At 39.8% G+C, this 13,520-nt stretch carries 12 protein-coding genes; 11 read left to right on the top strand and 1 reads right to left on the bottom strand.

What is annotated here, in order from left to right:
• Positions 1 to 8 precede the first annotated feature (8 nt).
• From MKL51_RS01780 to rdgB, 6 genes are all read left to right on the top strand, one after another.
• Positions 9 to 692 carry a Fe2+-dependent dioxygenase gene (locus MKL51_RS01780; RefSeq protein WP_017398803.1) on the top strand — a complete coding sequence of 228 codons (684 nt, stop codon included), beginning with the start codon at positions 9 to 11 and terminating at the stop codon, positions 690 to 692.
• Between the two features lie 460 nt (positions 693 to 1,152).
• A complete protein-coding gene (gene leuA, locus MKL51_RS01775; protein ID WP_032005622.1) occupies positions 1,153 to 2,850 on the top strand; it encodes a 2-isopropylmalate synthase in 1,698 nt (565 codons plus the stop codon).
• A gap of 83 nt (positions 2,851 to 2,933) precedes the next feature.
• Entirely contained in the window at positions 2,934 to 4,094 is a 1,161-nt protein-coding gene (metX, locus tag MKL51_RS01770; protein ID WP_032005624.1) for a homoserine O-succinyltransferase MetX, read from the top strand.
• Positions 4,094 to 4,687 (top strand): methionine biosynthesis protein MetW, encoded by a 594-nt coding sequence (gene metW, locus MKL51_RS01765; RefSeq protein WP_001217230.1) that lies wholly within the window; start codon positions 4,094 to 4,096, stop codon positions 4,685 to 4,687. Before metX ends, metW begins: the two co-directional genes overlap by 1 nt.
• The gene (locus MKL51_RS01760) at positions 4,684 to 5,271 is read left to right on the top strand and encodes a tetratricopeptide repeat protein (RefSeq protein ID WP_005804213.1); all 588 of its coding nucleotides are present in this window, start codon (positions 4,684 to 4,686) and stop codon (positions 5,269 to 5,271) included. The genes metW and MKL51_RS01760 overlap by 4 nt, the downstream gene beginning before the upstream one ends.
• 174 nt (positions 5,272 to 5,445) lie before the next feature.
• Positions 5,446 to 6,072: an RdgB/HAM1 family non-canonical purine NTP pyrophosphatase gene (rdgB, locus tag MKL51_RS01755; RefSeq protein WP_032005626.1), complete on the top strand. Its 627-nt coding sequence runs from the start codon at positions 5,446 to 5,448 to the stop codon at positions 6,070 to 6,072.
• Between the two features lie 194 nt (positions 6,073 to 6,266).
• On the opposite strand, the gene MKL51_RS01750 is transcribed toward rdgB, so the two are convergent.
• Positions 6,267 to 7,142: an AEC family transporter gene (locus tag MKL51_RS01750; protein ID WP_032005627.1), complete on the bottom strand. Its 876-nt coding sequence runs from the start codon at positions 7,140 to 7,142 to the stop codon at positions 6,267 to 6,269.
• A 252-nt stretch (positions 7,143 to 7,394) separates the two neighbouring features.
• Between MKL51_RS01750 and MKL51_RS01745 the strand changes: the two genes are divergently transcribed.
• The 5 genes from MKL51_RS01745 (at position 7,395) to MKL51_RS01725 (ending at position 13,497) form a co-directional block, all read left to right on the top strand.
• On the top strand, positions 7,395 to 7,613 hold the full coding sequence (locus MKL51_RS01745) for a Sec-independent protein translocase subunit TatA (RefSeq protein WP_002114991.1): 219 nt from the start codon (positions 7,395 to 7,397) through the stop codon (positions 7,611 to 7,613).
• A 12-nt stretch (positions 7,614 to 7,625) separates the two neighbouring features.
• Positions 7,626 to 8,063, top strand: coding sequence for a Sec-independent protein translocase protein TatB (tatB, locus tag MKL51_RS01740; protein ID WP_032005629.1), 438 nt, complete (start codon positions 7,626 to 7,628; stop codon positions 8,061 to 8,063).
• Positions 8,060 to 8,830 carry a twin-arginine translocase subunit TatC gene (tatC, locus tag MKL51_RS01735; protein ID WP_032005632.1) on the top strand — a complete coding sequence of 257 codons (771 nt, stop codon included), beginning with the start codon at positions 8,060 to 8,062 and terminating at the stop codon, positions 8,828 to 8,830. The genes tatB and tatC overlap by 4 nt, the downstream gene beginning before the upstream one ends.
• Before the next feature lie 175 nt (positions 8,831 to 9,005).
• A complete protein-coding gene (locus MKL51_RS01730; RefSeq protein WP_017398797.1) occupies positions 9,006 to 10,958 on the top strand; it encodes a PhoX family protein in 1,953 nt (650 codons plus the stop codon).
• Positions 10,959 to 11,163: 205 nt separating this feature from the next.
• Positions 11,164 to 13,497 carry a PhoX family protein gene (locus MKL51_RS01725; RefSeq protein ID WP_032005634.1) on the top strand — a complete coding sequence of 778 codons (2,334 nt, stop codon included), beginning with the start codon at positions 11,164 to 11,166 and terminating at the stop codon, positions 13,495 to 13,497.
• The last annotated feature ends 23 nt before the right edge of the window (positions 13,498 to 13,520 follow it).

The following is a 13,520-nucleotide window of genomic DNA, read 5'->3' as shown; positions in this document are numbered from 1 at the left end:
TGTTTGCTGTGATTCATCATATCCCGAATGTTTTAAGCAAAGAGCAAGTTGCCGAGTTTCGTAAGCTCATGAAAGACGCCAATTGGGTAGGTGGGAAAGTGACTGCCGGTACCTTGTCTGCTTCTGTGAAAAGAAATCAGCAACTCTCAGAACAAGACCCGCTTACTCATCATTTAAGTGATCTTGTCATCAAAGCAATTTGGCAAAATCCAGTGTTTCAGGCTGCTGCCCTACCCCACAAAATTATTCCACCGCTTTTTAATCGTTATGATGAACATGAAAGCTTCGGTTTCCATGTAGACAACTCAATTCGCCTTATCCGTGGAACTTCTGAGCAGCTCCGCACTGATTTATCTTGTACATTATTTTTAAGTGAACCCGATGAATATGAAGGTGGTGACCTAGTGATTGAAGACACTTATGGTTATCACGAAGTTAAATTACCAGCAGGTGATGTCGTGCTCTACCCGTCTACTAGCCTGCACGAAGTCAGTAGCATTACCTCAGGTACTCGTTTTGCTTCTTTTTTCTGGGTACAAAGTTTGGTCCGAGACGATAGTAAACGCCATCTCTTATTTAATCTTGATGAGAGCATTCGAGAACTACGCAAATCACACGGCGATAACTACCCAGAAGTCATGAAGCTCACCAACATTTATCATAATTTAATTCGAATGTGGTCAGAGCTGTAACTATATTTATTTTTGCCTTTTTAATTCTTAATAAACTTTTTTTCCTTAAAAAGGCAAGAATATGAAAATAATTTTCCATAAAAAATAAAACAGCGCAAAATTAGAAAATTATTTTCTAAATTATTTAACTAAAATTATGATAAGAATTTTGCACAAGGTGTAATCATTGTTTAGATGTGATATATCTAAATATCAAGATTCCCCCCGCAAACCATCAAACTTATTATTCTACGGTCTAGAGATGAAAACGAATTACTTGTTTGCCCAGCCTACTCAAGCAAGACATCATCTGCAACTCCTGATGCTGCGCCAAGCGCGCGTATAAAAATTTTGTCTGCTTTTTAAAGCAGCACTTCAAAATTACCTTTAATTTTTCTGAATTAGATACCATATATTAAGTAGAGACGTTGCCTTTTAAATATATCCAGAGCAACCGCGCTACGAGACAAGGAGTTTTCTCATGATGTTGGCTGACCCTAGCAAAAAATACCGCCGTATGTACCAACGTGTGGATTTACCAGATCGCCAATGGCCGAATAAAGAAATTACAAAAGCGCCAATCTGGATGAGTACCGATTTACGTGACGGTAACCAAGCAATTTTTGAACCGATGAACATGGAACAAAAATTCAAAATGTTCAAAATGCTTGTAAAAATTGGTTTTAAACATATTGAAATCGGTTTCCCTTCTGCGTCTCAAATTGACTTCGATTTTACTCGCATGTTGATTGAAGAAAATCATATTCCTGATGACGTATACATTGAGGTTTTGGTTCAAGCACGTGACCATTTAATTGAACGTACTTTCGAGTCTTTGGCAGGTGCTAAACGCGCAATTGTGCATATTTATAACTCGAACTCTCCAACCTTCCGTCAAAAGGTGTTGAATGTAGATGTTAATGGTGCAAAACAGTTAGCAATTAATGCTGCTCAAAAAGTTAAAGAGTATGCTGCACAGTATCCTCAAACTGACTGGATTTTTCAGTACAGCCCAGAATGCTTCTCTGCAACTGAATTAGAAGTGGCTAAAGATGTCTGTGATGCCGTCACAGAAATCTGGGATGCACGTCCTGACCATAAAGTGATTTTAAACTTACCTGCGACTGTAGAAGTTTCTACACCAAATGTTTATGCAGACCAAATTGAATGGATGCATCGTAATTTGGCACGTCGTGATGGTGTGATCATTTCTGTTCACTGCCACAATGACCGCGGCTGTGGTATTGCTGCATCAGAACTTGCCATTATGGCGGGTGCTGACCGTGTTGAAGGCTGTGTGTTCGGTAATGGTGAACGTACAGGTAACGTTGACGTTGCAGCAATTGCATTGAACATGTATACCCAAGGTGTAGCACCAGAGTTAGATTTTTCTAATATTAATGAAGTGATTGCAACAGTTGAAGAATGTACTGGTTTACCTGTACACCCTCGTCATCCATATGCAGGTGACTTGGTATTTACTGCATTCTCTGGTTCACATCAGGATGCGATCAAAAAAGGCTTCGAGTACCAGAAAAACGAAGAAATCTGGGATATGCCTTACTTACCAATCGACCCGAAAGATTTGGGCCGCGACTATGACGCAGTTATTCGTGTAAATAGTCAGTCTGGTAAAGGTGGTATCGCTTATTTATTAGAATCAAACTACAACGTTGTATTACCACGTCGTTTACAAATCGAATTCAGTCAGGTTGTTCAACAATATGCTGATGAGAACGGTACAGAAATTAATGCTAAAGAAATCTGGACCTTATTTAAAGACACTTATGTTGATGTGAAGAATCATCATTACACAGTCAAACACTACAAGTTATCTGACATTAATGGCACTCAAATTATCGAACTTGATGTAGATGTCGAAGGTGAAACACAACAGCTTCGTGGTGAAGGTAATGGACCGATTTCTGCATTCTTAAATGCTCTTCAATTACCAATTGACGTATTGAACTATGAAGAACGTAGTATTAGTTCAGGTGCAAATGCGAAAGCATTAACCTTAATTGAGCTTCAAGTAAAAGGTACAGGTAAAGGTTCATTTGGTGCTGGTGTTCATGACAATACAGTCACCTCATCCATTGAAGCAATTATTGCGTGTACCAACCGTTTGATTGATCAAGGTGTTTTAAGTACAGATCAGGTTGTTGCCGCCGCTGTTTAATTAAAAAAAAGACTTTGGAAAGGATACCTAGCTTGGTATCCTTTCTTTTTATTCCTGAAAGATTTAAAAGGCGAAATGTTCCCGTGTCTTTTCCAGCTGATTCAGTGGGGTTAGTCACTCCGCAAAAGTTCCAATTTGAAGAACCATTACACCTTGAATGTGATCGTGTTTTGCCACGTTTTGAACTAATGGTCGAAACTTACGGCACTTTAAATGCTAATAAATCAAATGCAATTTTAATCTGTCACGCTCTTTCCGGACATCATCATGCAGCGGGTTATCACCACGAAGATGATAAAAAAGCTGGATGGTGGGATAGCTGTATTGGCCCGGGTAAGGCAATTGATACGAATAAGTTTTTTGTAGTTTCGCTAAATAATATTGGTGGCTGTAATGGCTCAACTGGCCCGACCTCACCAAATCCTGAAAATGACAATCGCCCATATGGACCTGATTTTCCATTAGTAACGGTACGTGACTGGGTTAAAACACAAGCCATGCTTTCTGACCGTTTGGGTGTAGATGTCTGGTATGCAGTGGTCGGTGGATCATTAGGAGGCATGCAAGCACTACAATGGTCCGTAGACTACCCTGACCGCCTACAAAAATGTGTGATTATTGCCAGTGCACCAAAGCTTTCAGCACAGAATATTGCATTTAATGAGGTTGCTCGTCAGTCAATCTTGTCTGATCCAGATTTCCATCATGGCCGTTATTTGGAAAATGATAGTTACCCGAAACGCGGACTAATTCTGGCTCGCATGGTAGGTCATATCACCTATCTTTCAGAAGAAGCCATGAAACAAAAATTTGGACGTGATTTAAAATCTGGCAAATTTATGTACGGTTTTGATGTCGAGTTTCAGGTCGAAAGCTATCTACGTTATCAAGGTGAACAGTTCAGCCGTAACTTTGATGCCAATACCTATCTCATCATGACTAAAGCTTTAGATTACTTTGACCCATCTCGTGAGTACGGTCATTCTTTAACTCAAGCAATGGGCAAAACTAAATGCCAGTTCCTTATTGTCTCGTTCACAACTGACTGGCGTTTTGCACCAAGCCGCTCACAAGAAATTGTAGATGCGCTTATTACCAATCATAAGCCAGTAAGTTATCTCGACATTGATGCTGAACAAGGCCATGACTCGTTCTTATTCCCTATTCCACTGTATGTCAAAACCATGCGCGCTTTCTTAGGCGGTGAAGAACACTTAAAATCGACATCACTGGAGGCAAGCTAATGCGTATTGATCAACAACTGGCAGAAAAGTGGATTAAACCCGGCTCAAGCGTACTCGATTTAGGGTGTGGTGACGGTGAATTACTCGCTCATATGAGCCAAAAGCATCAAATTCGTGCTTATGGCTTAGAAATTGATCAAGAAAAGATTGCAATTGCCGTCAGTCGCGGGTTAAATATTATTCAACAAGATTTGAATCTCGGCTTAAGCCGCTTTGCAGACCAGTCCTTTGACTATGTGGTTATGGCACAAGCTTTGCAAGCCGTAGATGCACCCGATGTTTTATTAAGAGACATGGTGCGTGTGGGTAAACAGGCAATTATTACTTTTCCAAACTTTGCGCATTGGAAGACTCGCTCTTTTCTTGCATTAAAAGGAATGATGCCTGTATCGGATGCTCTACCATATATGTGGTATAACACCCCCAACATTCATTTATGTACATTTAAAGATTTCGAAGCACTATGTGCTGAAAATCAGATACAAATTATTAATCGACTCGCCGTCAATGGAAATCAGCAGGGAAGCCTGTTAAGCAAACATGTTCCGAATTTGTTTGGTGAAGTCGCTATTTATCGAGTGAGTGCACTATGAAAAAGACATTATTTAGCACACTATTTGCAGGACTGCTAAGTATGCAGGCTCATGCAGATTATATCGCCCAGCCACAATCGGTTGCGAGTCAGGCTGCACGTTTTTCAACAATGGGGATTAACGATCTTCAGAAAGCAGCAAAAGCTGGTCAAGCAGGCGCACAGTTTTATCTTGGTACACATTATCAATATGGTAAAGATGTAGCAAAAGATGACAAACAGGCTTTCGCATGGTTTAAAGCAGCAGCGGATCAAGGTTTATCGCCAGCACAATTAAACGTAGGCCGCATGTATGCCGACGGTATTGGTGTTAAAAAAGATGAGTCTATGGCTCGTAAATACTTTGAAAAAGCAGCAAGCAATGGCGATAACCGTGCAAGCTACAACCTCGCGATGATGGAAGAGCAAAAGAAAAACTACGTTGGTGCTTACCAATGGTATGAGCTTTCAACTCGTGATGGCATGCTCGACAATAAAGTGATTAGCCTATCTGAAGGTAAGAAAACTGCTCTAGCAGCGAACTTAACTCAAGAACAAATCCGTACAGCGCGTGACCGTGCGGACAAATGGATTCAAGCGCAATAATAACGGTTCATCCGTAAAAAACCTTACTCGACTAAAGCCACCTTGTATGCTCTACAAGGTGGCTTTAGTTTAGGTTGTCCCATTTTATATTCTATTTATTTCCCTCTATATCCCCTCTTAAAAAACACGTAACATAACTCACGTTCGATATTAGCTATAAAGTTTGGTTTTATTATGTCTACCCCACATTGGTTTGATCAGGGCAGTTTAGTTCTTGCCAGCAATAACAAAGGTAAAGTCGCAGAGTTTGAAAAACTTTTTGAACAGCTTAAGTTACCAGTAGAAATTATTCCTCAAGGTCGCCTTAATATTCCTGATGCAATTGAAGACGGCTTAAGCTTTATTGAAAATGCTATTATTAAAGCTCGTCATGCCTCTAAAATTTCAGGTAAACCTGCTATGGCTGACGACTCTGGTATTTGTGTACCAGTCTTAGGCGGCGCACCTGGTATTTATTCAGCACGCTATGCTGGAGAACATGGTGACGATGCAGCCAACAATGCCAAATTATTAAATGACCTTTTACCCTACCGTAAAAATGGTGAAGTAATTGAAGGTATGTTTGTATGCGTACTTGCTTTAGTGACGCATGCTAAAGATCCTTTACCACAAATTTTCCAAGGCATCTGGCACGGTGAAATTTTAGAAGCTGCACGTGGCGAAAATGGCTTTGGTTATGACCCATTGTTCTGGTTGCCTGAGCTACAAGTGTCTAGCGCTGAATTGTCTAAAGAAGACAAGAATAAGATTAGTCATCGTGGGCAAGCGATGCAGTTATTTAAAGAGAGCTTGCAGAAGTAAGTTGATCACATGGCCACAATATGCAGCGTTAGAATATATTAAACTTTGTATAGGCACCCCTTACTTTTCAAAGATGAAAAGTAAGCAAAAATCTTTTGTTAGACTGATGGCACATCCTTGTGCCACAGTCTAACTGGCGGCATCCATACCGCCTTCGCACAAGCAAGTTTAGGAAACTTAGAATTAAATAAAGATTAAACGAACAAGTGTAAAAACACAGCATAAATCGCAATACACACACAACTCACAATCGTCCCCGAAGCAATATAAGCCGCAGATCTTCCCGTCCCTTGGTAATGTGTTTCTAGTGCTACAATATTGGCAGCTGGCGGCAGACAGAACATTAAAAACATCACTCCAATTTGCTGGCTGATATTTGGAATGGGTAAAAATCTATAAGTTAAGCCACAGAGAATAAATCCGCACACTACTTTAAATGCTTGAGCTTTTGTACTGTAAATTAAGTCTTTTAAATGCACGCGAGTACGGCGTAGCCACATTCCCAGCACACACATACCAGCAAAAGTCATGACAAACTTGGCAACTTCATATACCCAATGTATAGCAGGATGCTCGATATGTTGAGCACCTAACGACCTAAGTAAAAGTGCACAAAATATTGAAATACACGGTGGAGAAGTTAAAACCTTTTTTAATATGTTGAGCTTACTTTGTGGTGCAGTGGTGACTGCCGTAACAGCCCATGCATTTCCAAAAAGAGACATACCAATATATAAAGCCACAATAGGAGCCGTAGCATCAGGGCCAAATAAAGCCATAGCAAAGGGAAAACCAAGCCACCCCATATTGGTATAACTCACGCATAGCGCTAACAATCTGTCGTTAAATAGAGCTAAATAGGCAAAGAAAATAAGAAATGCTGAACCGAAGCTAAACAGCATCAAACTCAAACTACCTGGCTGATAAAATACCATGTTGTAAATAATAACAATCGGAATTAGTAAGCGGGCAAGCCAAGCTGAAAGAATAGGTTTTATGGTTTCTGCAATGGAAGTCTGAGCAAGTAGAAGTCCTGTGATAAATGCCAATACAGGCAGTAGTAGCGCCACGCTCTCTCCTCTTGCTCATTAAAACCAGCTTGCTATGCTACACCTTTTCAAAATGAAATGTACTCTCCATTTCAAGTAATTTAAGTGACTCTTTTCAAACTATGTATAAATAAAAAAAGAAGATATTCAGTTTATAAAATGAACTTTTTAGGTTTTGACAGTCATTCATTGTCTTAAAAATGACATATAAATGTCACATTCCTGTCATGGCAACCTGTTGATATAAAGCAAACTGAAAAGAGGTATAAGATCATGGCCGGTTTATCTATTTGGCATGTCGTTATTTTTGCAATTGTCGTTATTTTATTATTCGGTACGTCGAAATTAAAAAATATCGGTAAAGACGTAGGCGGTGCAGTAAAAGACTTTAAAAAATCAGTTCGTGAAGAAGATGAGACTACTGCTCTTAATACTCCACGTACAATTGATGCCCAAGTCAAAACACCTGACAGCACATCAGTAAAAAGCTAAAGGTTTCCGACCATGCTTGATGTAGGAATGACAGAGCTACTCTGTTTTGCAATTATTGCAATTTTAGTTTTAGGTCCGGATAAACTTCCAGAAGCTGCACGCTTTGCTGGTCGTTGGTATGTTCGTCTAAAACGTTATATTACCAATTTGCAAAATGAGATTGATCAAGAGTTGCGTCTTTCTGAGTTTCGAAAAGAAATGCAAGAAGAGCTCAACCGCATTGAAGCACTAGAACGTAAAGTACAACAACAGCTTGAAGAAATTCAAAAGCAGAATATTTCTGAAAATATAGATAAGGCTGAGATAACCAAATCAGTGCCCCAACCTATTCGGATATGTCTTCCTATATCAGGCCATTATAAAGTCCCATACATTAGAAAATTTATGCCTTTAGCATCATCAACTGATATTTCAGAGACATCACCTGTTAAATTGAAGATTGCCGTATGAACCAACTGCCTTCAACCACTGTAAATAATCAGGAAAATTTAGACCAAATGCCAATCATGAGCCATTTGGTCGTTTTACGACGTCATTTATTTAGGATTGTCGGGGTAACCTTATTTTTATTTTTTTGCTTATTACCTTTTAGAAATAATACTTACCAATTACTATCTGAACCTTTGAGGCTGCAACTTCCGACCTCCTCGTCAATGATTGCAACCGATGTCACTGCAACCTTTATGGCGCCTTTTAAACTCAATTTATTTGTCGCGCTTGTACTGGCAATGCCATTTATTCTGTATGAAATCTGGTCATTTGTTCGTCCAGCACTCTATCAAAAAGAACGTCATTTAGCACTACCATTACTCATCGGTAGTATTGTCTTGTTTTATGCGGGCGTTGCTTTTGCATATTACATTACTCTTCCGGCAATTTTACATTTCTTTATTAGTGTATCGCCTGAAACTGTTGCACCGATGACGGATATTAATAGCTACCTAAGCTTCTGCTTAAAGTTATTTTTAGTATTTGGACTGACTTTTGAAATTCCAATCGCGACGCTCCTCCTTATTTTAATCGGTGTGGTAAATACAAAAAGCCTTGCTGAAAAGCGACGTTTTATTATTGTTGGATGCTTTTTTGTAGCGATGTTTATTACACCACCAGATGCAATTTCAATGGTGATGTTAGCAATTCCAATGTGGTTACTTTTTGAGCTGGGATTGCTCTTTGGTAAAATTCTTGAGAAAAGAAAAGCCCATCCTGCTGAATAAAATGATTTCTAAGGAACAGCCTGAACCTACAAGTTCAGGCTTTTTTATGTAGAACACTTTTTAATCTACAAAGCAATAAACTGTCTTCAAAGTGACTTAAAAATGTAAGAAAAGTGTCATTTTCAGTCCATAGAATCAACTCAACAAATATACCCACAAAATTTACGGATTTCTTATGACAACTGCTTCTACTCAACCAACGCGTCGCGAAATTTTAAAATGGTTTTCGGGGATTCCTTTTCTACCATTAGGAGCGATGGCTACGGCAGCAACATTAGCAGGTTGTAATGATAGTGATGACAGCTCAGTAGTCACTCCCACACCACAACCAAGCAAATTTAAAAATGCAAAATTCACAGCAATGCCAGCGCCAACAACTGCAGCTGATCGTGCAACAACTGTAGTGAATTCTAAATTAAAAATTGATTGGGAAAATTCAACCAGTACTGAATACCAACTCGCTTATAAACCTTTCTTTAAAACTGGTGATAGCGTACCAAAACTTGGTGGTGGGACGATTATCGCGGGTGGTTATTTTGATGTTAACGGCAATCCAATTATGGATAAGTCAGTTGCTGGTAAAGAACGTCAATTCTTTTCAGACTGTCCAGATGGTTCATCTCTAATTCAATTAGAAGGTGCGAAAGTTGAAGGCGTAGCAAACCCAGTGTTCCATGTTGTTCAATTTGAATACAACTCTAAAGACCAAGCAGGCGGTGATACTTACGGTCAATTACCTTCACCAATCGCAATTTTGACTTTAGATCAAGACCAAAAAACAGGTCACCTAGAACTTAAAAAATACTTCAACGTTGATACTGCACCAGTACACGGTTTATGGATTACTTGCGGTGCTAGCTTATCACCTTGGAACACTCACTTATCAAGTGAAGAATATGAGCCAGATGCATTCAATCAAGGTATTGGCGGTACAGATCCAAAATATCTTGGTAAATACTTCTTTGGTGATGAAACTAAAGCAAACCCATATAACTATGGTCATTTGCCAGAAGTAACAGTTAACCTTGATGGTACTGGTAGCATTAAAAAGCACTATTGTTTAGGTCGTATTTCTCACGAACTTATCCATGTTATGCCAGACAACCGTACAGCACTTATGGGAGATGACTACACCAACGGTGGCTTCTTCATGTTCGTTGCAGATAAAGAAAAAGATTTATCGGCAGGGACACTATACGTTGCTAAATACATCAATACGCTAACTGAAACCTCAACTGCTAGCATTCAATGGATCAAACTTGGCCATGCGACAAGTAAAGAAATTGAGGATTTAGTTGCTGGTGGGATTAAGTCAACTGACATCATGGAAAGTTTAACAACCAATCCAAATGATGCGAGCTATACTGAAATCACTTTGGCAAAGAAACAGCTTTGGGTCAAACTTAAACCAGGTATGGAAAAAGCAGCAGCTTTCTTGGAAACACATCGTTATGCAGCACTAAAAGGTGCAAGTATGGCATTCACCAAGATGGAAGGCACTAACGTAAATATTAAAGATAAAGTTGCTTACTCTGCTTTAGCTAATATTCAAGATTCAATGGTCATTGGCGGTAAAGGTTATGTCGCTGGACATAATGTCGCGTTCTCTAAAAAGATTACTGCTGGTGGCGTGCTTGCACACAAATTAGGTAATAGCTTTACAGACAATGAAGGCAGCGCAATTAATAGTGAGTGGGTTCCTCTTTACTCATATATGCTACTCATGGGTGAAGATCTTGCTGCGAAAGATAGTTTAGGTAATACAGCGAATCCAGACAAAATTGCTAGCCCAGACAATCTGAAGTTCTCTGAAACTTTACGTACATTATTCATTGGTGAAGACTCAGGTAACCACGTGAACAACTTCTTGTGGGCATACAATGTAGATACCAAAGAGTTAACACGACTGCTTTCTACACCTGCAGGTGCAGAGTCAACAGGTTTACATGCTGTAGATTCAATCAATGGCTGGACTTACATCATGAGCAACTTCCAACATCCAGGCGATAGTAGTAGTGTACCTGAGGATGTTAAGGCCTTAATTAACCAAAATTACAACAATGGTTATAGTGCTAACGTCGGCTATATTACAGCAGACCCAATTGCCCCTTCAGTCACAACTAAATAATTTTTCATAACCTCTCTAAATATTAAAGCTGGCTAAGGTCAGCTTTAATATTTTTACATTCAACTTTTACTTTTTATGAAAATTAAATGAAAAATTACAGAACTTTTCATTAACTTATCATCAAAACGTCAACGCCTCGTCACATTCACAAACTAAGCTCATGAAGAATTTTAGAACAATCTCTTTATTTACTTAGGAATTCCCCATGACAGAGCTGACGCCATATCATGAAGACCAAGAATTGGATAATAATTCTTCTGACAATATCCACTTTCGTGACATTTTAGAACAACACATCAGTCGCCGTAGTTTAATTACTAAAGCAGCAAGTGGTGCTGTAGCATTGACTTTAGCTTCTACTTTAACTGGCTGTAATGATAGCGATGATGATTCAGGTTCTAACAACGGTGGAACCACACCTGTAGACCCAAATAAAAAACCAGAAAAATTAACTTTTACCGCAGTTGCGAAAAACCATAATGATATTGTGACTGTACCTGAAGGTTATGAAGCGAATGTTATCTATGCTTTAGGTGACTCAATCAATCCAAAAGTTGGAGATTGGGACGACAATAATATTCCATCTGGTCCAAGCTTCCAGTTTCGCTCTGGCGACTGCCATGATGGTATGCATTATTTTGGCTTAAATACTTCAACAAACCGCTTTGACGAAAGTGTTTCAGCTGAAGGTTTGTTAGTCATGAATCACGAATATATCAACCAGACCTTCCTTCACCCAAAAGGTCCAACAAGAGTTGATGGACGTCGTCCTGAAGATGAAGTTATTCGTGAAACCAATGCGCATGGCGTTTCTATTGTTCACATTAAAAAAGACCCAACAACTCAACAAGTAACAATTGATAAAAGTTCTGCTTTTAACCGTCGTATTACAGCATCAACAGAGATGGATTTTGAAGGTGCAGCAGCTGGTTCTGGCTTACTCGCAACTCGCTTCTCCCCTAATGCACGTAAAACTCGCGGTACCCATAATAACTGCGGTAATGGTTATACACCTTGGGGCACATACTTAACCACGGAAGAAAACTTTATTGGTTATTTCCAACGTTCAGGTAGCGATGAATATGCACGTACAGATGCAGAAAAAATTGCATTAAAGCGTTATGGGTTAGGTGTTAAAAAAGATGAGCTCTATCGTTATGAGAAAGATGAGAAAGGTGCCCCTAAAAAAGATACCGAGGGCAAAATCATTTATGAAAAAGATAAAAATGGTGAGTTAATCCCTAACGTTGATGAACAAGGACGACAAATTTATTTAGGTGCAAGTTCACGCTACGGCTGGGAAACAGCAATTGGTCAAGTAGAGTCACAAGACTTATATGACCGCTGGAATGCCGACGTAAAAGCCGCACAAGCTACCCAAGACTACCGTAACGGTCCAAATACATTCGGCTGGATGGTCGAGATTGATCCATTTGATAGACGTCAAAACCCAGTTAAACGTACTTCACTTGGTCGTTTTGCACATGAAGACAGTGCTTGCCGTGCCGTTGTAGGTCAACCATTAGCATTTTATATGGGCGATGATTCTCGCGGTGAGTACATCTATAAATTCGTCTCTACCGCAGTGTGGGATGCTAAAGATATAAATGGCGGTTATGCAGTTGGCGACAAATACATGAACGCAGGTAAATTGTATGTTGCCAAGTTTAATAACGATGGTTCAGGTCAATGGATTGAACTTGCTTATAGCAAAAATGGCTTAAATGAAAGCAACACGACCTACCCATTTAAATCTCAAGCTGACGTTGTCACATTTGCACGTTTAGCCGCCGATGCAGTCGGTGCTACAAAAATGGACCGCCCAGAATGGTGTACGGTCAACCCAGTAAACGGCGAGGTCTATGTCACCCTAACCAATAACTCAAATCGTGGTAAAGATTACGCGACCGATGCTGCAAACCCACGTAACTACACAGACCTCTACAACGGCACTAAAGAGCAAAAGGGTAACGTTAACGGTCATATTATCCGTTTTAAAGAAACTGATGACAAAACGACTGCTGAAACCTTCAAATGGGATATTTACCTATTTGGTGCAGAAGCATCTATGGCTTCAAACATCAACCTATCTGGTTTAACAGACAACAATGATTTGTCATCTCCAGATGGTATGTGGTTCGACCCACGTGGCGTACTTTGGATTCAAACAGATGATGGCGCATATACTGATGTCACTAACTGTATGATGCTTGCTGCGCTACCAGGCCAGATTGGAGATGGTGCTCCTGCAACTACCTCAAATGGTCAGCAAACTTTAGTCGGTGCTAAAGTTACAGACTCAACTTTGCGCCGTTTCTTGGTGGGACCTAAGCAATGTGAGATTACAGGTATTGCGATGACACCTGACTACAAAGCAATTTTCATTAATGTTCAACACCCTGGCGAAGATTCTGCAAGTTACTCGACACCAGAAAGTAACTGGCCAGCAACCCAGAAAGATCCAAGCAACAAAACTGCGCGTCCACGCTCAGCAACTGTTGTGATTACCCGTAAAGATGGCGGTGTGATCGTGGGTTAATTCTTAGATGATTAAAAATGCCG

This window comes from Acinetobacter sp. AOR18_HL (assembly GCF_027855145.1).
GTDB lineage: Bacteria > Pseudomonadota > Gammaproteobacteria > Pseudomonadales > Moraxellaceae > Acinetobacter > Acinetobacter pittii.
This window is presented reverse-complemented; position numbering and strand designations above follow the sequence as displayed.